This is a genomic window from Peribacillus sp. NPDC097264 (genome assembly GCF_050277925.1).
Lineage (GTDB): Bacteria > Bacillota > Bacilli > Bacillales > DSM-1321 > Peribacillus.
This window is the reverse complement of the sequence record NZ_JBNNSR010000003.1, coordinates 229,500-252,118: the sequence shown is the minus strand read 5'-3', so window position 1 is coordinate 252,118 and position 22,619 is coordinate 229,500. Positions and strand designations below refer to the sequence as shown.

Annotated in this window: 20 protein-coding genes and 1 riboswitch; of the genes, 18 read left to right on the top strand and 2 right to left on the bottom strand. The window is 40.1% G+C overall.

What is annotated here, in order from left to right; genetic code table 11:
• The first annotated feature begins 1 nt into the window (after position 1).
• The 9 genes from ACQKL0_RS06520 (at position 2) to ACQKL0_RS06480 (ending at position 10,335) form a co-directional block, all read left to right on the top strand.
• Entirely contained in the window at positions 2-760 is a 759-nt protein-coding gene (locus ACQKL0_RS06520) for a response regulator transcription factor (protein WP_402987357.1), read from the top strand.
• A 303-nt stretch (positions 761-1,063) separates the two neighbouring features.
• On the top strand, positions 1,064-2,761 hold the full coding sequence (locus ACQKL0_RS06515) for an AMP-binding protein (protein WP_427686730.1): 1,698 nt from the start codon (positions 1,064-1,066) through the stop codon (positions 2,759-2,761).
• Between the two features lie 185 nt (positions 2,762-2,946).
• Complete coding sequence (locus tag ACQKL0_RS06510) at positions 2,947-3,534, top strand: TetR/AcrR family transcriptional regulator (RefSeq protein WP_402874515.1); 588 nt, start codon at positions 2,947-2,949, stop codon at positions 3,532-3,534.
• A 111-nt stretch (positions 3,535-3,645) separates the two neighbouring features.
• Positions 3,646-4,419: an enoyl-CoA hydratase gene (locus tag ACQKL0_RS06505; protein ID WP_427686728.1), complete on the top strand. Its 774-nt coding sequence runs from the start codon at positions 3,646-3,648 to the stop codon at positions 4,417-4,419.
• Between the two features lie 143 nt (positions 4,420-4,562).
• Positions 4,563-5,336: an electron transfer flavoprotein subunit beta/FixA family protein gene (locus ACQKL0_RS06500; protein WP_402874521.1), complete on the top strand. Its 774-nt coding sequence runs from the start codon at positions 4,563-4,565 to the stop codon at positions 5,334-5,336.
• Positions 5,337-5,403: 67 nt separating this feature from the next.
• Positions 5,404-6,381, top strand: a complete 978-nt coding sequence (locus ACQKL0_RS06495; RefSeq protein ID WP_402874524.1) for an electron transfer flavoprotein subunit alpha/FixB family protein — start codon at positions 5,404-5,406, stop codon at positions 6,379-6,381.
• A 207-nt stretch (positions 6,382-6,588) separates the two neighbouring features.
• Positions 6,589-6,903 carry a thioredoxin gene (trxA, locus tag ACQKL0_RS06490; protein WP_402874527.1) on the top strand — a complete coding sequence of 105 codons (315 nt, stop codon included), beginning with the start codon at positions 6,589-6,591 and terminating at the stop codon, positions 6,901-6,903.
• 99 nt (positions 6,904-7,002) lie between these two features.
• Entirely contained in the window at positions 7,003-8,775 is a 1,773-nt protein-coding gene (gene uvrC / locus ACQKL0_RS06485; protein WP_427686726.1) for an excinuclease ABC subunit UvrC, read from the top strand.
• A 61-nt stretch (positions 8,776-8,836) separates the two neighbouring features.
• A riboswitch (Lysine riboswitch) is annotated at positions 8,837-9,014 on the top strand.
• Between the two features lie 88 nt (positions 9,015-9,102).
• Entirely contained in the window at positions 9,103-10,335 is a 1,233-nt protein-coding gene (locus ACQKL0_RS06480) for an aspartate kinase (RefSeq protein ID WP_402874533.1), read from the top strand.
• A 107-nt stretch (positions 10,336-10,442) separates the two neighbouring features.
• On the opposite strand, the gene ACQKL0_RS06475 is transcribed toward ACQKL0_RS06480, so the two are convergent.
• Complete coding sequence (locus tag ACQKL0_RS06475; RefSeq protein WP_427686724.1) at positions 10,443-10,793, bottom strand: DUF3899 domain-containing protein; 351 nt, start codon at positions 10,791-10,793, stop codon at positions 10,443-10,445.
• Positions 10,794-11,090: 297 nt separating this feature from the next.
• Between ACQKL0_RS06475 and ACQKL0_RS06470 the strand changes: the two genes are divergently transcribed.
• The 5 genes from ACQKL0_RS06470 to ACQKL0_RS06450 all read left to right on the top strand — a co-directional run bounded on the left by ACQKL0_RS06470 (position 11,091) and on the right by ACQKL0_RS06450 (position 16,836).
• Entirely contained in the window at positions 11,091-12,767 is a 1,677-nt protein-coding gene (locus ACQKL0_RS06470; protein WP_402958099.1) for a peptide ABC transporter substrate-binding protein, read from the top strand.
• Between the two features lie 109 nt (positions 12,768-12,876).
• Positions 12,877-13,806 (top strand): oligopeptide ABC transporter permease, encoded by a 930-nt coding sequence (gene opp3b, locus ACQKL0_RS06465; RefSeq protein WP_402874541.1) that lies wholly within the window; start codon positions 12,877-12,879, stop codon positions 13,804-13,806.
• Positions 13,806-14,834 carry an oligopeptide ABC transporter permease gene (gene opp3C / locus ACQKL0_RS06460; protein ID WP_402874544.1) on the top strand — a complete coding sequence of 343 codons (1,029 nt, stop codon included), beginning with the start codon at positions 13,806-13,808 and terminating at the stop codon, positions 14,832-14,834. The genes opp3b and opp3C overlap by 1 nt, the downstream gene beginning before the upstream one ends.
• Positions 14,835-14,851: 17 nt before the next feature.
• On the top strand, positions 14,852-15,895 hold the full coding sequence (locus tag ACQKL0_RS06455) for an ABC transporter ATP-binding protein (RefSeq protein WP_427686722.1): 1,044 nt from the start codon (positions 14,852-14,854) through the stop codon (positions 15,893-15,895).
• Entirely contained in the window at positions 15,895-16,836 is a 942-nt protein-coding gene (locus tag ACQKL0_RS06450) for an ABC transporter ATP-binding protein (RefSeq protein ID WP_407407462.1), read from the top strand. Before ACQKL0_RS06455 ends, ACQKL0_RS06450 begins: the two co-directional genes overlap by 1 nt.
• 311 nt (positions 16,837-17,147) lie before the next feature.
• On the opposite strand, the gene ACQKL0_RS06445 is transcribed toward ACQKL0_RS06450, so the two are convergent.
• Positions 17,148-17,603, bottom strand: coding sequence for a YslB family protein (locus ACQKL0_RS06445; RefSeq protein ID WP_407407464.1), 456 nt, complete (start codon positions 17,601-17,603; stop codon positions 17,148-17,150).
• Between the two features lie 373 nt (positions 17,604-17,976).
• Between ACQKL0_RS06445 and ACQKL0_RS06440 the strand changes: the two genes are divergently transcribed.
• The 4 genes from ACQKL0_RS06440 (at position 17,977) to ACQKL0_RS06425 (ending at position 22,549) form a co-directional block, all read left to right on the top strand.
• A complete protein-coding gene (locus tag ACQKL0_RS06440; protein WP_402986521.1) occupies positions 17,977-18,585 on the top strand; it encodes a succinate dehydrogenase cytochrome b558 subunit in 609 nt (202 codons plus the stop codon).
• Between the two features lie 71 nt (positions 18,586-18,656).
• A complete protein-coding gene (gene sdhA, locus ACQKL0_RS06435; protein WP_402874559.1) occupies positions 18,657-20,408 on the top strand; it encodes a succinate dehydrogenase flavoprotein subunit in 1,752 nt (583 codons plus the stop codon).
• 17 nt (positions 20,409-20,425) lie between these two features.
• Entirely contained in the window at positions 20,426-21,199 is a 774-nt protein-coding gene (gene sdhB / locus ACQKL0_RS06430; RefSeq protein WP_402874562.1) for a succinate dehydrogenase iron-sulfur subunit, read from the top strand.
• Positions 21,200-21,463: 264 nt separating this feature from the next.
• Complete coding sequence (locus ACQKL0_RS06425; protein ID WP_402958105.1) at positions 21,464-22,549, top strand: metallophosphoesterase; 1,086 nt, start codon at positions 21,464-21,466, stop codon at positions 22,547-22,549.
• The last annotated feature ends 70 nt before the right edge of the window (positions 22,550-22,619 follow it).

Here is a 22,619-nt window from a genome sequence, read left to right as displayed (position 1 = left end):
AATGATTGTAGATGATGAACCATTGGAACGGGAAGTCCTTATAATGATAATTAAAAAAGAGTATCTGGGCATAAGCCAATTATTCGAGGCCACAAATGGAGCGGAAGCCTTGGAACTTGCAAAGCAAAATCAAATGGATGTTATTCTTATGGATGTTAAAATGCCCATTATGGATGGCTTGGTTGCAGCGGAGATGATAAAAGATGAGGTGCCAGATTGCCAAATCATCTTTCTGACGGCGTATGATGATTGTAACTTCACTCGAAAAGTTATTGATACAGGTACAAGTGATTATTTATTAAAGCCTGCTCATCCGAATGATATCAAGAAAGCCTTAATAAAATATATACCTGTGGCAAAACGGCCGGTTTCAAACTCTTTAGGGGCAGTCTGTGATCATGACGACATTTTAACTATTCTCGAATATATCGAGAATAATTTTCACTTAGAAATTAATTTAGATGCTTTATCTAAGTTGGTCTTTCTTAGTGGACAATATCTTAGCAGACTTTTTAAACAAGAGACGGGTTACACAATCACACAATATATCACAGTCCGTCGCATTGAAAAAGCAAAACAATACTTGTTTTACAGTAGGGAAAATGTAATGGAAGTAAGCGAGAAATGTGGGTTCTCCGACCCAAATTACTTTGCCAGGGTATTCAAGAAATACGAAGGGGTTACACCATCCCAATATCAGCAGCAATCTCTTTTAGGAAGAAAAAAAAGAATCAACACATTCAACAATTTTGTTATGTAGTTTAGATTAATAATAGGAAGTCGACATGGACGAACGATACAGAGTTTTAAAAGTTTCGTAGTGCTTTCTAAAAAAGAATTCAAGGCTCAATGCACAGTCGCTTTAAAGTCATCTAACAATCTACCTTAAAAATATAAAGAGTAAGTGACTCCCACGAAACAACCAAAGATGAAAGGACTTTTACTCCTTTAAAACCGATTATCCTCCTTTATGCTTATTTTTTCTGAATACAGTAATTGTAAGAAAATACCGGTTGTATTATAATGAGTATGAGTATTATGAATATTCAGAAGGAGGGGGCAAATGAGCAATAAGCCATGGCAAGCCATGTATCCGGAACAAATACCAACTGTTTTAACCTACGATGATAAACCTCTTTATTCATTATTGAAGGAGGCTGCAGATGAATTTCCAGATAAGGTGTCCATACATTTCCAGGGAAAGGAATTAACTTTCAAAGAAGTTTATGAATCTGCTACGAAGTTTGCATCCTACTTAAAGAGCATCGGTCTCCAAAAGGGAGAGCGTGTTGCGGTCATGCTTCCTAACTGCCCACAGGGAGTCATCAGCTTTTTTGGAATTTTGATGGCTGGTGGAGTGGTCGTCCAAACGAATCCTACCTATACGGAACGTGAATTAGAACATCAAATGAAGGATTCTGGAGCGAAGATCATCATAGCGATGGACATATTATTCCCCCGCGTCACCTCAGTCGCCCGGAGTACGGAAATCGAACATATTATTGTAACCGCTATCAAGGAGTACTTGCCTTTCCCGAAGAATCTTATCTATCCGTTCATTCAAAAGAAGGAATATGGCATAGTGGTCAAAGTGGAGCATGAAGGAAATCATCATTTATTCACGGAGATCATGAAGCGGAAAATGTCAGAAGAAATAGCAGAGCCAATCGATGTGGAGAATGACTTGGCGCTCTTGCAATATACCGGGGGGACAACCGGTTTCCCTAAAGGTGTCATGCTTACCCACAAAAATGTACTTGCGAATACGAAAATGTGCAATGCTTGGCTTTATAGATGTAAACGAGGCGAAGAGCGGATTCTGGCTATCCTACCATTCTTTCATGTGTACGGATTGACGACAGTTTTGATTCTTTCCGTTATGGAAGGAAATACGATGATCATCATGCCGAAGTTTGATGTCGAGTCTACATTGAAAACCATTCAAAAGCAGAGACCGACATTGTTTCCAGGGGCACCTACGATGTATATCGGTCTATTGAATCATCCTGACGTCTCCAAGTATGACCTGTCCTCCATTGAAGCGTGCATGAGTGGATCGGCACCCCTACCATTAGAAGTTCAGGAGCAATTTGAGAAAGTGACGGGTGGAAAGCTAGTTGAAGGTTTTGGTCTTTCGGAGACATCTCCAGTTACCCATGCCAATTTCATTTGGGATCAACCTCGGGTCAAAGGAAGCATCGGTTTGCCTTGGCCGGATACAGACTCAGTAATCCTTTCGTTGGAAACGGGTGAAGAACTTCCGCCAAATGAAATCGGTGAAATAGCGATTAAGGGGCCCCAGGTTATGAAGGGCTATTGGAATCGTCCTGAAGACACGGAAAACACATTTAAAAACGGCTGGCTTCTTACGGGTGATTTAGGTTATATGGATGAAAAAGGGTTCTTTTATGTAGTGGAACGCAAGAAGGATACAATAATTGCAGGTGGATTTAATATTTATCCACGTGAGGTGGAAGAGGTTCTGTATGAACATGAGGCCGTACAGGAAGTAGTAGTGGCAGGAATTCCTGATCCATATCGTGGGGAAACCGTCAAAGCCTATGTTGTATTGAAGAACGGGGCAAGAGTAACGGAAGAGGAATTGAATCAGTTTGTGAGAAAGAGCTTAGCTTCCTATAAGGTACCACGTCTTTATGAATTTAGAGAGGAACTTCCTAAAACGACCATTGGTAAGATCTTGAGGAGAGTCCTAATTGATGAGGAAAAGAAAAAAATCCCACCAGAAAAAAAGGAGGCGTAAACATCTTACGGAGCTGTAATAGTGAGCTCCGTTTGCGGAACAACTGGACAACCTTAAGTAATGAGGGGTAGAATGGAAAAAGGATGTTATGACTCTATGGAAGTTTTTGCTTGACAGTAGAGAGTCATCATTTTATGATAGAAATATGAATGATGATTCATTCATTTTCTGAAAGGGGACATCCAGTGAAACGCAACAAACCAAAGTATAACCAAATTATTGATGCAGCTGTTATCGTCATCGCACAAAATGGTTATTACCAAGCGCAAGTATCAAAAATTGCCAAGCAAGCAGGCGTGGCAGATGGTACTATATATCTTTATTTTAAGAATAAAGAAGATATTTTAATATCATTATTTCATGAAAAAATGGGCTACTTTGTAGAACAAATTGAAGAAGAATTAAAGGGTAAGACATCAGTTTCAGAAAAACTGTTCCTATTAATTCAAAAACATTTTCAAATCCTTTCAGAAGACGTGAATTTAGCAATTGTCACTCAATTGGAATTAAGACAGTCAAACAAAGAATTACGACTTAGGATTAATGAAGTATTAAAAGGATATTTAAATGTAATTGATCAAATCATTACCGATGGGAAAGAAAATGGTGAATTCCTGCCTGATTTAAATAACTTACTCGCAAGGCAAATGATTTTTGGAACGATTGATGAAACAGCAACAACTTGGGTGATGAATGAACAAAAATATTCACTTGCTGACCTTGCGTCAGATGTTCATCGCCTTCTACTCGGTGGTTGTGGCACGAAACGGTAAAGATAAAATAGAGGATGGCCAGAACCATCCTCTAGCCATTTGGCTACCTGCCTTTTACCGAAGTACATAACGAATTTTCAAAAAAGTTTGACTATGATGGGGGAGATCAATATGGAATACCTTACACTCGCAATCGAAGATCGCGTTGCTATTATATCGATAAACCATGCACCTGCTAACGCTCTTTCTTCCGCTATTGTGGAAGAATTATCACAGGCTTTCGATCAAATCGAAAGCAATGAAGAAGTGCGTGTGGTGTTACTCCATGGTGAGGGAAGGTTCTTCTCTGCTGGAGCGGATATTAAAGAATTCACTAGTGTGAAAAACGGTAAAGCCTTTGTGAAACTAGCCCAAAATGGTCAATCTGTGTTTGAGAGAATCGAATCGTTTCCAAAGCCGGTAATTGCAGCTATTCACGGAGCTGCTCTTGGCGGAGGACTGGAACTGGCCATGGCCTGTCACATTCGGTTAGTAACTGAACGTGCAAAATTAGGTTTGCCTGAGTTGCAACTTGGATTGATTCCTGGATATGCTGGTTCACAGCGCCTACCACGGTATGTTGGAACGGCAAAAGCTGCTGAAATGCTATTTACGAGTGAGCCAATAACGGGTCAACAAGCTGTACAGTGGGGTTTGGCAAACCACGCTTACACTGATGAAGAATTATTGCCTAAAGCTAAGGAATTAGCCGCTAAGATTGTCAAGAAAAGCCCGCTAGCCTTGAAGTCCGCTATCGAACTATTGAATTATTCGAAGGGTGATTCCTACTATAAAGGTGTAGAAAAGGAAACCGTCCTATTCGGAGAAGCCTTTGACAGCGCTGATGCAAAAGAGGGAATCGATGCTTTTATAAATAAAAGGGAACCGGTATTTAAAGGAGAATGATCCTTAAGCCATCCTTTTGATTAGTAAATTTATTACTTATATTTAAAAAAAATGCAGGATTTTAAGGAATTCTGAAGAATACCATTATAAGTATGCCTAAAAAACACAATCTTCAAAACTCAAATTATTCGGGAGGTATTATCGTGAACATTTATGTGCTACTGAAAAGAACATTTGATACAGAAGAAAAAATTACGCTTTCCAACGGGAAAATTAATGAGGATGGAGCAGAATTCATCATCAATCCATACGATGAGTATGCCGTAGAAGAAGCCATCCAAGTGCGTGATGCTCAAGGTGGAGAAGTAACGGTTATTTCCGTCGGTTCTGAAGAGGCTGAAAAACAATTGCGTACAGCGCTTGCTATGGGTGCTGACAAAGCTGTTCTAATAAATATCGAAGACGACATAGAAAATGGCGATCAATTCACGACTGCCAAAATTATTGGAGAGTACTTAAAAGATAAAGAAGCTGATCTGATCATTGCAGGTAACGTGGCCATTGATGGTGGATCTGGACAAGTAGGACCGCGTGTAGCAGAAATATTGGATATCCCTTATATCACAACCATTACGAAATTAAGCATTTCAGGTGGAAATGTAAGCGTTATCCGTGATGTAGAAGGGGATTCAGAAACAATCGAAGCCTCACTTCCACTGCTGGTAACGGCGCAGCAAGGTTTGAACGAGCCTCGTTATCCATCTTTACCGGGGATCATGAAAGCGAAGAAGAAACCGCTTGAAGAGTTGGAATTGGATGATTTGGATTTGGAAGAAGACGATGTCGAGGCAAAAACAAAAACGATTGAGATCTTCCTTCCAGCCAAAAAAGAAGCTGGTAAAGTATTGAATGGTGAGATTCCGAACCAAGTTAGCGAACTTGTTCAATTATTACGCAGTGAAGCAAAAGTAATCTAATAGAAGGATTTCTATTGAAAATAAAACACAACAAAAAGATAAAATAGAGCACAGGAGGTTTTTAAAAATGGCTAGAAAGTTTCTTGTATTGGGCGAAGTACGCGATGGTTCTCTTAGAAATGTATCGTTCGAAGCTATCGGAGCGGCTAAACTTGCTGCAGACGGCGGAGAAATCGTAGGTGTTTTAGTTGGTGACAGTGTTCAGTCTTTTGGGAGTGAATTGATTCAGTATGGTGCCGACCGAGTGGTAGTGGTCGAAAACGATCAATTAAAACAATATACATCAGATGGATATGCTCAAAGTTTACTAGCTATTATCGAGCAAGAAAAACCAGAAGGCATTTTCTTCGGTCATACGGCATTAGGGAAAGACTTGGCTCCTAAATTAGCTGGCAAGCTGGAATCAGGTTTGATTTCAGATGTGACGTCCATTGAAGAAGAAGGCGGAAATATCGTCTTCACTCGCCCGATATATTCAGGTAAAGCCTTTGAAAAGAAAATCGTCACAGACGGTATTGTATTCGCGACCATCCGTCCGAATAACATTGAACCTCTATCGAAAGATGAGTCCCGTTCTGGGGATGTATCTACATTAAATGTGGATATTAAAGATTTACGTACAATTATCAAGGATGTAGTAAGAAAGGCAAGTGAAGGGGTCGACCTTTCAGAAGCGAAAGTGGTCATCGCCGGTGGGCGAGGTGTGAAAAGTGAAGATGGATTCGAACCTTTGAAAGAGCTTGCTGAAGTTCTTGGGGGAGCAGTAGGAGCCTCTCGTGGTGCATGTGATGCTGATTATTGCGATTACTCTTTGCAAATCGGACAAACGGGTAAAGTTGTCACGCCTGACCTTTATATTGCCTGCGGAATTTCCGGAGCCATCCAGCATTTAGCGGGGATGTCCAACTCCAAAATCATCGTAGCCATCAATAAAGATCCTGAAGCCAATATTTTCAATGTGGCCGATTACGGAATCGTCGGGGACTTATTCGAAGTTATCCCATTGTTAACGGAAGAATTCAAAAAGTTAAAAGTGAATGCTTGATTTGTAAGTTGATATAAAAGAAAAGGCGTCTGTCAGGGAATGAACTGGCAAGCGCCTTTTCTTTTTATGACAATCTATTAGGTTCTAGGCAGTATTTTTTCTCTGTTTATGGACATGCTACCATTGAAGCAAAATAATAGCATCTGTTCCTGTTACAATGTTATACTGTCTATAGTTATTTGAGTACATTTTAGGAGGATAAAATATATGGCTATCGTAAATTCAACTGATCAAACATTCACAGCAGATACTAATGAAGGTGTCGTTCTTGTAGACTTTTGGGCTCCATGGTGTGGACCATGCAAAATGATCGCTCCTGTTCTTCACGAGTTAGATGAAGAAATTGGCGACAAAGCAAAAATCGTAAAAGTGGACGTTGATGAAAACCAAGAAACAGCTGGAAAATTCGGCGTTATGAGCATCCCTACTTTAATCGTTCTTAAAGACGGTGAAGTTGTGGATAAAGTGGTTGGATTCCAACCGAAGGAAGCTCTTGCTGAACTTCTTGCTAAACACGCTTAATTTGAATGAAGGAAGAGCTTCAGGTCTACGGACTTGAAGCTTTTTTTTGTATCTTGATATATAATTGATTGTAGAATGGGAGAACAGGAGGCTGAATGCATGAATCAACGGATAAAGAATAAACTTGCCCTTCTCCCTGATCAGCCTGGTTGTTATTTAATGAAGGATCGTCAGGGAACGATCATTTATGTTGGCAAGGCGAAAGTATTGAAAAACCGCGTCCGCTCATATTTCACGGGCTCACATGATGGGAAAACATTCAGGCTCGTAAATGAAATCGAGGATTTCGAGTATATCGTCACCTCCTCCAATATCGAGGCGCTTATTTTAGAACTGAATTTAATCAAAAAACACGATCCAAAATATAACGTCATGTTGAAGGATGACAAGACCTACCCATTCATCAAGTTGACGGCTGAAAAACACCCGCGTTTGATCATCACGAGAAAAGTCAAAAAAGATAAAGGGAAATACTTTGGTCCTTATCCCAATGCTTTTGCGGCCAATGAAACGAAGAAACTTCTGGATCGGATCTATCCATTAAGGAAATGTAATACGCTTCCAGACCGTGTCTGCCTATATTACCACCTTGGCCAGTGCTTGGCCCCTTGCGTTTATGATGTAGAGGAACGGGAATATAAGCAAATCGTCGATGATATTAACCGATTTTTAAATGGCGGTCATACCGAGATAAAGAAAGAACTCACGGAAAAAATGCTTGAAGCCTCTGAAATGCTCGATTTTGAACGGGCGAAGGAATATCGGGATAAAATTGCCCACATCGAGATTACAATGGAAAAACAGAAAATGATGACGACTGATTTCATTGACAGGGACGTATTCGGTTTTGCCTATGATAAAGGGTGGATGTGCGTACAAGTATTTTTTGTGCGTCAAGGGAAACTGATTGAAAGAGATGTTTCGCTCTTTCCGGTCTACGATGAACCGGAACAGGAGCTTCTTACGTATCTTGGACAGTTTTATGAAAAGGCCAATCACTTTAAGCCAAAAGAGATATTGTTGCCGGAGTCTGTTGATGCCGAGCTGGCGGAGAGCTTGCTTGGTGTAAAAACGCTTCATCCGAAAAGGGGCGCGAAAAAGGATATGCTGCAACTGGCAAATAAAAACGCCTCCATCGCCCTTCAAGAGAAGTTCTCATTAATTGAACGGGATGAAGAAAGAACGATCAAGGCAGTGGAGAATTTAGGGGATAAGTTAGGCATCTACACTCCACATCGTATCGAGGCTTTTGATAACTCGAATATTCAAGGAAGTGATCCTGTATCTGCTTTGGTCGTTTTCATTGATGGCAAACCGGAAAAGCGGGAGTATCGAAAGTATAAAATTAAAACGGTGAAAGGGCCTGATGATTACGAATCGATGCGTGAAGTTGTCCGAAGGAGATATTCACGCGTCTTAAAAGATGGCCTTCCACTTCCTGACTTGATCATCATCGATGGAGGGAAAGGACATGTGGAGGCCGTTCGGGACATTTTGGAAAATGAACTCGGTCTCGATATTCCGCTTTCTGGCCTTATTAAGGATGAAAAACACAGGACATCCCAATTGATGATTGGAAACCCGCTCGAACTGATTCCACTTGATTCGCGAAGTCAGGAATTTTACTTGCTACAAAGAATCCAAGATGAAGTGCATCGGTTCGCGATTACTTTCCATCGCCAGCTTCGTGGGAAAAATGCCATTCATTCACTTCTGGATGATATTCCAGGTGTAGGTGAGAAAAGAAGAAAGCAGCTGTTTCGGCATTTCGGGTCATTGAAAAAAATGAAAGAGGCCTCAGTCGAACAGATAATCGAAGCGGGAATGCCTAAAAATGTAGCGGATGGAATCTTTAGAAAATTACAAGAATGACCTTGCGAGTGTCTTTTTCCTATGCTATGCTTAAAAGGAATTTTTAAACAAGACAATTTAAAGTGCTGATAGAGGTGCGGAATTCAATAGTAAAAACCTAGAGAAGTATGAGCTTCAATGAAGGGTTTTGAAAGGGAATGACGCCGAAGGAAAACAAGACTCATACCTTGTTTTTCTGGTCTGACCATTTAAAAGATGGCAGATTGTCAGGGTTGATACCTTGGAGAGCTATCTCACTGTGATTACTGAACGGATACGTAACCACAGCAATGAGATATTCTCATTGCTTTTTTTATTGCCTAAAAAAGATAGAGAGGGTGCATGAGAATGGCACTGATTGTACAAAAATTTGGCGGTACTTCTGTAGGGAGTGTCGAGAAAATCAAACATGTCGCTAATCGTGTAATCGAGGAAGCTGAAAAAGGTAATGACGTCGTTGTCGTTGTTTCGGCAATGGGGAAGACAACGGATGAATTGGTTTCCATGGCGAGAGATATTTCCGCATCCCCAAGTAAGAGGGAAATGGATATGTTATTGACGACCGGGGAACAAGTTACGATTGCCTTGTTAACGATGGCATTGGTGGAAAAGGGGCATGAAGCCGTATCCTTTACGGGCTGGCAGGCTGGGATGCAGACAGAGTCCGTTCACGGAAATGCGCGAATTTTAAATATCGATGCTTCCAGAATTCAAGCTCAGTTGCAAGCAAAAAAGATCGTCATCGTTGCCGGTTTTCAAGGAATGGATGAACATGGGGAAATCACGACATTGGGTCGGGGCGGTTCCGATACAACGGCGGTTGCCATAGCCGCAGCACTACACGCAAACCGATGCGATATTTATACCGATGTAACCGGTGTTTTCACAACAGATCCACGCTACATAAAAAACGCCAGGAAATTAACATCCGTATCTTATGACGAAATGTTGGAGCTGGCCCATTTAGGGGCTGGGGTCCTGCACCCAAGGGCCGTTGAATATGCAAAAAACTATCAAATCTCGCTTGAAGTCCGTTCAAGCTTAGAAAAAGAATCTGGGACCATCATTGAGGAGGAAGCGAATATGGAAGAGAATTTAATTGTACGGGGTATTGCTTTTGAGGATAGCATCACAAGAGTTACAGTGAACGGCTTGCCTCGGTCACTTGGTGTATTATCCACGATTTTCACGACACTGGCGAAAAATCACATAAATGTAGATATCATCATCCAGAGCATGACATCAGAAGATACGACCAATCTCTCTTTCTCTATTAAAAGCGAAGATACAAAAGCAGCTTTAATGGTTCTTGAAAACAATAAAAGCCAGTTGGAATTTGATGGTATAGAAACGGAAGGCGAGTTGGCTAAAGTCTCTATCGTCGGTTCAGGAATGGTTTCCAATCCCGGAGTGGCCGCAGAGATGTTTGAAGTCATGGCGAATACAGGGATCCAAGTGAAAATGGTCAGCACTTCGGAAATCAAAGTTTCTACCGTCGTAAACGAAAAGGAAATGGTCAAAGCGGTCGAAGCGCTTCACGAGGCGTTCAAACTTGGACAGCACGCCAAAGTCCTTGCCTGATTGATTAAAACTGATGAAAAGATGTACCTAATGCTTTTATAAAGAAAAAGGGCACCTAAAAAAAGGTTGCCCTTTTTCGGTGCCCGGACTCTATGGAAAGATTAAGATTAAAGATAATAGACGGCTAGAGAGAGTAGCATGATGCAAAATAGGATAAGACCTACGACAAGGGTGAAGGAAGAGGAAAGGGAGATGATATCGGAAAGTTTAGGGATGTCTTCTTTTTCCTCCCCTACATGCTGATTTTGTATTTGGAATACTCTCCGGAAACTATAAAAGACTACGTCGAAAAATCCTCGTTGGACGACGAAAGTAACCAATGCTAGAAGAATCAGTCCTCCACTGATGTAAAAGGTCATATTAATAAAATTCAATAGAGAGAGATTTTGATGGAATATAAGGGATAACAAAATGGATAGCACGATACCAAATCCCGTACCTATAAGTATTTTTTTCATTCTTTTTACCTCGATTTTCTTTTTATAAGTATATCAAAAACACTAAATAAACAAAAATGATTTTTTGAAATAGTATGAAAAAGCGATAGTAAAAAACATAATAGTATTCTAAAAAATCCGATAAAACGGCGCAAGCAGCACTTTAAAGCCTTAAAGTAGTAAAAACCTATGTTTTCCTTGGTTTTTGAGTATTTTTAATTTTTTAGAAATAATTTATTATTCTAACTTATATACAAAATCAAAAAAATCAGTATAATGAAAATATGATTTTAAAATATAGAAAGAAGGTCAAAGTAGATGAAAAAGTCTAAAATCACAATCTTTGCTGGTCTTATGCTAGTTCTTAGCGTCATTCTAGCAGCATGTGGCGGAAATTCAGATAATTCTGAGAAGAAGTCAGATGGAACGAAATTAGCTGAAAAACAAGAGATTAGTATTATGAGTAAATCGGAAATCCCAGTCATGGATTCCGTTAAAACAACAGATACAGTAGGATTCAACTATTTGAACAATGTGAACGAAGGCTTATATACCATTGATAAGGACGGAGAGACAGTGCCGGCTCTTGTTGACGGAGAACCTGAAGTCAGTGAAGACGGAAAAACATATACGTTTAAATTAATAGATTCAAAGTGGTCGAACGGTGACCCAGTTACGGCAAATGATTTCGTTTTTGCTTTTAAACGGGCGATGGATCCTGAAGTAGCTTCTGAATATGGTCCATATATGATGAATGGCAAAATCGCAGGTGCAACAGAAATTACGAAGGCAGCTGCTGAAAAGAAAAAATACGATTTAGACAGCCTTGGTGTGCAAGCGGTTGACGACAAAACATTGGAAATTACATTTGAAAAACCACTTGCATACTGGAAAGAGTATTTATCGTTTGCGACATTCTTCCCGCAAAACGAAAAGTTCGTTACAGAACAAGGTGACAAGTACGCTACAAGTGCAGAAACGCTCTTATACAATGGTCCCTTTGTCATGACTTCTTGGAATGGCCCAACTGCGACAGAATGGGAACTTCAAAAGAACAAGAATTACCGCGATGCAGATTCAGTTAAATTAGAGAAAATCACGGTCAATGTTTCAAAAGATAACAATGCGCAAGTTAATGCATTTGAAGCTGGTGAAGCAGACATTACGGATTTACTGACATCTGAACTGGTCCCACAATATGAAGGGGACGAGCGGTTACAAACCAACTTGGCACCAACGGTATTCTGGATGAAGATGAACCAGAAAAATGAAGCACTTAAGAATGTCAATATCCGCGAAGCGCTTGCAAAAGCTTTCAATAAAGAAGATCTTGCATCAAGCGTGTTGGGCGATGGTTCAGTAGCAGCCAACTACTTCGTGCCAAAAGATTTCGTTAGTTATGATGGAAAAGACTTCCGTTCGGCAAATGAAGATTTGATTACGTTTAACGCAAAAGAAGCAAAAGCTGCTTGGGAAAAAGGATTAAAAGAGTTGGGCGTGAAGGAACTTACCCTTCGATATATGGGGGATGAAACCGATTCTGCGAAAAAAATCGGTGAGTATATGAAGAACCAATTAGAGAAAAACCTTCCTGGTTTAACAATCAAAGTCGAAAGCGTTCCATTCTCGATTCGATTGGACCGTACGAAAAAAGGCGATTATGACTTGGTCGTATCAGGTTGGGGACCGGATTATAAAGATGCCATCTCATTTACCGATCTTTGGTTAACAGGTGGAACAAATAATGAAATGGACTATTCTAATCCAGAATACGATGCACTGATCAATAAAGCCACAAACGAATTGACGGACGATCCGGCAGCATATGCGAAAGCCATGCAAGATGCTGAAAAGCTTTTCTTGACTGAAGACTTCGGAATCGCACCAATTTACCAACGAGTAGAGAACATCCTAGTAAATCCTAAAGTCAAAGGAATTGTTAAGAGTGACTTAGGACCACATTATTACTACAAAGGCGTAACAGTAGTAGAATAAGCATCTTCTAAAACAAACTAGAAAAGAGAGTATATCACTAGTATATACTCTCTTTTCACTATAAAACTATTGTCGAAAAAGTGAGAATTTTATTTTGTGAGGTGTACAAATGGCCAGATATCTAACGCAACGGATTATATATATGTTAATTACTTTGTTTATCATCGCGAGCTTGACGTTCTTCCTCATGAAGTTGATCCCGGGCTCTCCATTTGCAAATGCAAGCAAGTTATCGGAGGCTCAATTCCAAATCATGGAGAACAAGTATGGATTGAATGAGCCGGTGCCTGTCCAGTATGGGAAATACATGCTGAACCTAGTACAGGGAGATTTAGGAGTTTCGTTTCAATTCAATAATACACCAGTTACGCAATTGCTGGGCGAAAGGATTCAGCCTTCCTTGGTATTAGGATTTCAAGCAATGTTTTTCGGAACGATTTTTGGGATTATTCTGGGTGTGATAGGAGCCCTCAAACAAAATACATGGGTCGATTATGGAACAACATTCATAGCGGTCTTGGGTAAATCGATACCAAGTTTCGTGTTTGCCGGTTTGCTGCAATATTATGTTGGAGTGAAGATGGGATGGCTGCCCGTCATGTTCTGGAAGGGTTGGGAGTATAGCATTATGCCAACGCTTGCCTTAGCAATGTTCCCTATAGCCACATCGGCACGTTTCATGAGGACGGAAATGATCGATGTACTCGGTTCGGATTATATCACCCTCGCTAAAGCGAAGGGGGCAAGTAATTTTGAAGTGGCGTTTAAACATGGACTGCGAAATGCTCTGATTCCTGTCATAACTGTACTCGGACCATTAACAGTGTCACTTATGACGGGTTCACTCGTCATTGAACAAATATTCGGTATACCTGGAATCGGGGAACAATTCGTTAAATCGATAACGGTGAATGATTACTCGGTAATCATGGGAACGACATTGCTGTTTTCATTCCTCTTTATCGTCATCGTTCTATTGGTTGACATTCTCTACGGTATTATCGATCCACGTATTAGGTTAGCAGGGGGGAAAAAATAATGGCAAACAAAATAGTGAGAATGTCAAAAAGTCAATTTGCGCCTGCCATTATGGACGCCACCATAAGCGAAGCGATCAATAAACCAAGTATAAGTTTCTGGCAGGATTCTTGGATGCGTATCCGTAAAAATAAAGCAGCCCTAGTCAGTATGGTTTTAATTGCTTTGGTCTTTATTTTTGCTTGGGTGGGTCCCCTTATTAGTGGACATGGATTAGATGAACAAGATTTAAAGAGAACCAATTTACCAGCGAAAATTCCAGGATTGGAAAATGTAAGTTGGCTTCCTTTTGATGGTACAAGGACAATGGCCAATGGTAATGTGGTGGATGTTTACGAACAAAAAAACATTGAAGAGCATTACTGGTTCGGAACGGACGGACTTGGCCGGGATGTACTTACCCGAGTGGCCAAGGGGATTCAAATATCTTTGTATATCGCCTTTTTAGCGGCTTTGCTTGATATGCTTATCGGTGTAGCGTATGGAGCCATTTCCGGATATTACGGTGGGAAACTTGATAATGTCATGCAACGTATTGTCGAAGTCGTTTCAGGTGTCCCTAACCTAGTTGTGGTCATTTTAATGATCCTTGTTTTCGAGCCTGGGATCATGTCCATCACGATTGCCCTAGCCATTACGAGCTGGACAAGCATGTCCCGTGTCGTTCGTGCTCAGGTGATGAAATTAAAAGAACAAGAATTCGTCTTGGCTTCGCGGACATTGGGAAGCTCAAATTTCAAGATCATTTTAAAGCATTTGCTACCAAACTTAGCGAGCGTCATCATCATCAATACGATGTTCACCATTCCGAGTGCGATATTCTTCGAAGCTTTCTTGAGTTTCATTGGACTGGGTCTACAATCACCACTTGCATCCCTTGGGACGTTGATCAACGATGGATTCAAAACGCTTAGACTATACCCACATCTGATGTTATTCCCAGCATTTTTCATCAGTCTGATCATGGTTTGCTTCAATATGATCGCCGATGGGCTTCGAGATGCATTGGATCCAAAAATGCGAGATTAAGAGAAGGAGGAAATGAAATGGAAAACTTATTGGAAGTGAAAGATTTACATGTATCGTTTCATACCTTTTCTGGTGAAGTCCAGGCAATCCGTGGTGTGAACTTTGAACTGAAAAAAGGGGAAACCTTGGCGATTGTAGGAGAATCCGGATCGGGTAAGTCCGTGACATCCAAATCAATCATGAGATTGTTGCCAGCAAATAATTCAGAAATTAAAAGTGGTGAAATCCTTTTTGAAGGAAAGGATCTGGCCAAACTTTCTAATAAGGATATGCAAAAGGTCAGAGGTAAAGATATTTCGATGATTTTCCAAGATCCAATGACTTCGTTGAACCCAACGATCAAGGTGGGCAAACAGATAATGGAGCCCATTTTAAAACATCAAAACGTCAGTAAGGCGGCGGCGAAGTTACGTTCGATCGAACTATTGGAACTTGTGGGCATTCCTAATGCTAAGCAGCGTTTCGAACAATATCCCCACCAATTTTCGGGAGGAATGAGACAACGTGTGGTCATCGCGATAGCTTTGGCGTGTAATCCCAAAGTATTGATTGCGGATGAGCCTACGACTGCATTGGATGTGACCATTCAAGCTCAAATTCTTGAATTGATGAAGGATTTACAAAAGAAAATAGAAACATCGATTATCTTCATCACCCATGATCTGGGAGTGGTTGCGAACATAGCGGATCGTGTAGCTGTGATGTATGCAGGGAAAATCGTTGAAATAGGTACGGCGGATGAAATCTTTTATAATCCGCAGCACCCTTATACATGGGGACTTATCAGTTCCATGCCTAGCCTCGAAGATACGGGGGAACATGATTTGTACACGATCCCGGGCACGCCACCCAATTTGCTGAACCCGCCAAAAGGTGACGCGTTTGCGCCGAGGAATGAATATGCAATGCAGATTGATTTAGAACAACAGCCACCCGTATTCAAAGTATCCGAGACGCATTATGCAGCCACATGGCTTTTACATCCAGATGCACCTGAGGTGACACCACCTCTAGCTGTACAAAAACGCATGAAGCAGTTCGTTCAGGGGGTCGCTAAATAATGGAACAACGTGAAAAACTCGTGGAAGTCAAACATTTAAAACAATACTTCAATAACGGAAAGCCTAATATGGTGAAAGCAATCGATGATATTTCTTTTGATATTTATCAAGGGGAAACGCTTGGGTTTGTTGGAGAGTCAGGTTGCGGTAAATCGACAACAGGACGTACAATCATTCGCCTGTATGATGCAACCGATGGCGAGGTACTTTTCAAAGGGGAAAGTGTCCATGGAAAGAAATCGAGGAAAAAACTGAAAGATATGAACAGAAAGATGCAAATGATTTTTCAAGATCCATATGCATCCTTGAATCCTAAAATGAAGATTGCGGATATTATCGCAGAAGGCATCGATAACCATGGGCTGGCCAAGACAAAAGAAGAGCGCATGGAACGGGTTTACCATTTACTCGAAACAGTCGGGCTAAATCGCGAACATGCAAATCGGTATCCGCACGAATTCTCGGGGGGACAGCGTCAGCGAATTGGAATTGCACGGGCACTTGCCGTGGAACCGGAATTCATCATCGCGGATGAACCAATTTCAGCACTGGACGTGTCCATTCAGGCACAGGTAGTCAATCTGTTGAAAAAGCTTCAAAAAGAAAAAAACTTAACCTATTTATTCATTGCCCATGATTTATCGATGGTCAAGTATATCAGTGACAGAATCGGCGTCATGTACTTTGGTAAGTTAGTGGAGCTTGCACCTAGTGAAGAGCTTTATAACAACCCAATACATCCGTATACACAATCCCTGTTATCTGCGATTCCGCATCCGGATCCAGAATTGGAACGGACTAGGCAACGGAAGGGGTATAATCCCGCTACACATGCTTATACGGCGGATGAAGAAGTCAAAATGCGAGAAGTGAAACCAGGACACTTCGTGTTATGTTCAGAACGAGAATTCCTTCAATTTCAAAGTAAGGGTGTTAAATGATTAACAATTATGAAAAAAAGGAGTCCGATAACCTGAGTCCGAGAGTGAGGGGGACTCAGGTTATTTGACTCCTTTTGTTTAAATCAGGGTAGAATCTATCCAAAAAAAGATTACTTTCTTCTTATTATATAGCCATTAGGAAAAGAAGAATTGGAATTACACACCTATAACTTCTATTTTATGTATCGTATATGCTGTTTTGTGTAATGGGTGTAAGTACTAGCTAAAGAATCACTCTTGGAAGAAGACCACTTGGAAATAGTCAAACTTGACGCAGGCTTCCTACATTTCAACCCATTTTAAAGAAGCCGTTAAATTGGATCTTTCGGGTCCCAGCAGATGGTGAATTCGACTTTTTTTGCACGACGTTTGATTTCTTCCGTAGCTTCACTGAGGAACCTTTTTTGTAAGGTGAATTGCTCGGCAAGAAATCCGGCTTCAAGTTGAAAATGACTGTCGGGATATAGATCCAGACGACGGGCGACCATTTCTCCTGACAAGGATAACTCCATCTCGGATTTGGAAAGCTTTATGATTTCAAGATGGCCCCAGCCTGCACTATGGAAAAATGCAACCAATTCCTGATCGCCATTCAAAGGGAATTTCCTTGCTAGTTGTTTACCCGCCCAATATAAGATTTGATAAGAATCTTTCCCCAGGATATCGTTCAATAAAGTTTCCCTGATCAGTTCATACCCGAAAGCTGGAACTTGGAATTCATCTGTTTGGATTTCTTCTTCTATAGCTGCAGCAATATTTTTTTTCATGTATTATCGCCTCTTTCTGTAAATCTATTATAAACGTTTTCCTTTTGCGATTTATACAGTTTTTTTTAATATTTCAACAGAAAAATGTAAAAAAATGTTAAATTATCTCAATATATTAAAAAAATAGTTAGTTTTTTCATATTACTTGTAAATGAACACCCAAAACCTTATTAATTTATTGATAATATTTATTCTAAAAAAGAGAAATCTTGTATCCGTTTTCTTGACGCACATTGAAGTCAGGAGTAAAATGGACTTGTCACATAATTGTAAGAAAGTATAGAGAGCGGTTTAACTCTATACTTTATTTTCACGCGGAGATAAAAGATAACCATCTTCGTATGAGTTTTGACAAATTAAGGGGGGGCACTTAGTGGCAAAGAATCGTGAGTTTGGGAATCGTAGGCTTCATTCACTTCTAGGGGTATTACCAATCGGTCTATTCCTAATTTTCCATTTATCGGTTAACTTTATGGCAACAAAGGGAGCAGAGACATTCAACGGGGCAGTTCATTTAATCGAATTTACTCCATTGAAAATCGTGGTGGAATGTGTAATCATCTATCTACCATTAATTTTCCATGCTATTTATGGGATTTATATCGCCTTTACGGCAAAGAACAACTTAGGAAGATTCAGTTTCTTCCGTAACTGGATGTTCATGCTACAACGTTTATCAGGAATCATAACTTTGATTTTCCTTGTTTGGCACATCTGGGAAACAAGGGTTCAAGCAGCATTTGGGGCAACAGTAGATTTTGATATGATGGCTGAGATTTTCTCTAATCCATTCATGATCGCGTTCTACATTGTTGGTATTGTTTCTGCTATTTTCCATTTTGCCAATGGATTATGGTCATTCGCAGTAAGTTGGGGACTAACAGTTTCACCTAAATCGCAAAGAGTTATGACATATGTTACTTTGATCATTTTCGTTCTTCTTTCTTATATAGGAATTAGTGCAGTTTTCGCTTTCGTATAAGTAGCAGAAGAAATTAATTATACGTACTAGGAAAAACATAGCTTTTCTAATGGAATAAGGGAGTGACACAATTGGGTAAAGGTAAAATTATTATCGTCGGTGGAGGTCTAGCTGGTTTAATGGCTACGATCAAAGCAGCAGAGTTAGGACAACATGTTGATTTATTCTCATTAGTTCCAGTAAAACGATCTCACTCTGTTTGTGCGCAAGGCGGAATCAACGGGGCAGTAAATACGAAAGGTGAAGGCGATTCTCCATGGCTTCACTTTGATGATACAGTATATGGTGGGGATTTCTTAGCAAATCAACCTCCAGTTAAAGCAATGTGCGATGCAGCACCATCTATTATCCATATGTTTGACCGTATGGGTGTTATGTTTAGCCGTACGCCGGAAGGTCTACTTGATTTCCGCCGTTTTGGTGGAACACAATTTCACCGTACTGCATTTGCTGGTGCAACAACTGGTCAGCAATTACTTTATGCATTGGACGAGCAAGTTCGTCGTTACGAAGTACAAGGCCTTGTAACGAAATATGAAGGCTGGGAATTCCTTGGAGCTGTTATCGATGATGATCAAACAGCACGTGGTATCGTAGCTCAGAACTTGACTTCAATGGAAATTCAATCATTCCCTGGCGACGCAGTCATCATGGCGAGCGGTGGCCCTGGAATCATTTTCGGTAAATCTACTAACTCTATGATCAATACAGGTTCAGCAGCATCTATCGTCTATCAACAAGGTGCACATTATGCGAACGGTGAGTTCATCCAAATTCACCCGACAGCAATCCCTGGTGATGATAAACTTCGCTTAATGAGTGAATCCGCTCGTGGTGAAGGTGGACGTATCTGGACATATAAAGACGGAAAACCATGGTACTTCCTAGAAGAGAAATACCCGGCTTATGGTAATCTAGTACCTCGTGATATTGCAACACGTGAAATTTTCGACGTATGTATTAATATGAAATTGGGTATTAACGGAGAAAACATGGTCTACCTTGACCTTTCACATAAAGATTCACATGAACTAGATGTTAAATTAGGCGGAATCATTGAAATCTATGAGAAATTCGTCGGTGAAGATCCTCATAAAGTGCCAATGAAAATTTTCCCTGCGGTTCACTATTCTATGGGTGGACTTTGGGTAGATTATGACCAAATGACAAACATCAAAGGTCTATTCGCTGCTGGTGAGTGTGATTATTCACAACATGGTGGTAACCGTTTAGGTGCGAACTCACTTCTTTCAGCCATTTATGGTGGTTCTGTGGCTGGTCCGAATGCTGTTAAATACATTCAAGGACTTGATAAAACATCAGATTCTCTTCCTTCTTCATTATATGAAGGCTACCAAAAACAAGAACAAGAGAAATGGAATTCTATCATGTCTCTTAATGGTAATGAAAACGCATATATCCTTCACAAAGAACTTGGTGAATGGATGACAAACAATGTAACTGTAGTTCGTTACAATGACAAGCTTAAAGAAACAGACAATAAAATTCTTGAGTTGATGGAACGTTACAAAAAAATCAACATCAACGACACGGCTAAATGGAGCAATCAAGGTGCTGCCTTTACTAGACAACTTCAAAACATGATGCAATTGGCCCGTGTAATCACAATCGGTGCTCTTAACCGTGATGAAAGCCGTGGAGCGCATTACAAACCTGACTTCCCAGAACGTAATGATGAAAAGTTCATGAAAACAACAATGGCTACATTCCAAGGAGCAGACAAAGCTCCTGCATTCCATTATGAAGATGTTGATGTATCACTGATTGCACCACGTAAACGTGATTACACGACTACACATTAAAGAGGGGGAGCATAAAAATGGTTGAAACTAAATCTGAGACTAAAACAGTTCGTTTTATTATTACTCGCCAAGATACACCGGATTCAGCTCCTTATGATGAGGAATTTGAATTAGCATACCGTCCGAATATGAACGTCATTTCCGCTTTGATGGAAATTCGTCGTAATCCGGTAACGGTAGAAGGTAAACATACAACTGCAATCGCATGGGACATGAACTGTCTTGAAGAAGTTTGTGGTGCTTGTTCAATGGTCATCAATGGTAAGCCAAGACAATCTTGTACAGCCCTTATTGACCAGTTAGAACAGCCTGTACGTCTAGCTCCAATGCGTACTTTCCCGGTTGTGCGTGACCTTCAAGTCGATCGTAGCCGTATGTTCGATTCATTGAAAAAGGTAAAAGCTTGGATTCCAATTGATGGTACGTATAATCTTGGACCAGGACCACGTATGCCAGAAAAGAAACGTCAATGGGCATATGAATTATCTAAATGTATGACTTGTGGCGTATGTTTGGAAGCTTGTCCGAACGTAAATGACAACTCCAACTTCATGGGACCACAACCATTATCACAAGTTCGTTTATTCAATGCACATCCAACTGGTGCAATGAACAAAGCAGAACGTTTAAACACAATCATGTCAGATGGCGGCCTTGCAAACTGCGGTAACTCACAAAACTGTGTGCAGTCTTGCCCTAAAGGTATTCCATTGACAACATCGATTGCAGCGTTAAACCGTGATACTGCGATTCAACAATTCCGTAACTTCTTCGGAAGTGACGAAGTTTAATAAGTAGTAACCCCCTATCCTTTGGATAGGGGGTTTTTTTATATTAGCTCTACAAAAAATACTCATCAATTTTAAAGAATAAGCCTGTATTTATTAGAAGCGGAAGATGAATATAGGTGAAGTGGGGTTAAGTAAATTTTCCGCTGGGGTATCTTACCTGAAGATTACATTTCAATATAATAGCTCTGTCTTATAAGTTTCAAATAATAAGCAGTATTTTTTCCGTTTTCAAGGAGATTCTACCTTTATAGGAGGGTCAGAAGTATGAAAAACGGCTCTGTTCAAAAAATTTCTTTCTTTTTAGTTATATTTAGCTTGGTGTTTATAAGTGCTTTTCTCCTTTTAGGCAATGCAAAAGCTACGGTCTTGTTGGAAATGGTGGAAGATCCAAAAGGAGGTAGTGGAGTAGATGCTTCTTCTAAATCTGAAAATAAGGAACTCGACTTGACAGTTTTATACACGAACGATACTCACGCTCACCTAAAAGATATTCCACGAAGGTTTACAGCAATCAATAAAATAAGGAATGTAAAAGAAAATGTCCTTTTACTCGATGCGGGAGATGTTTTTACAGGCTCTCTTTACTTTAAGCAATATCTTGGTCAAGCAGATATACAGTTTATGAATAAAATCGGATATGATGCAATGGTACTCGGTAATCATGAATTTGATAAGTCATCGGTCATACTAAGGGACTTTATAAAAGCTGCAGAATTTCCTATTGTTGGTGCTAATATTGATTTTTCTAAAGATGAAGAATTAAAAGATCTGTCTCGAATAGAAATCGATACAACAGGCTGGAAGGGTACTATTCATCCTTCAGTAGTCAAGAAAATCAAAGGGCAGAGAGTGGGGATTATTGGTCTTACGACGCAGAGGACGACCCTTTTATCAAATCCTAATAAGGATATCGTGTTTGAAGATGCTTTCAAGAAAGCGAAAGAAACAATTAACGCACTTGAAGCTAAGGGAGTTAATAAAATCATTGTCCTTTCACATCTTGGTTACAGCAACGATAAAAAGTTAGCTAATACAGTTGACGGAATAGATGTTATTGTTGGTAGTCATTCACATCATAAACTGAAAGAACCTGACGTCATTAATCAAAAAAAGAAACCGACCCTAATAGTACAAGCGGGTAGGTATGGGAGATTTCTTGGCCAGTTGGATGTTACGTTTGATGATAAGGGGAAATTGACAATGTGGAACGGAAAACTCCTTGATATAACGGATAAAAATGAAAAGGGAGAATTTATTTATAAAGAAGATAAGTGGGCCAAGTATTTTCTTGAAGAGCTTAGCGTGCCAATCAAGGAAATAAAAAAGAAAAAAAGGGTTCATGAAAAATAAGGTATTAGATAATGTGGGATTGTTTATTACTCTATATATAAGTAAGTCAAAAAAGGAAGGAGTTATTTCT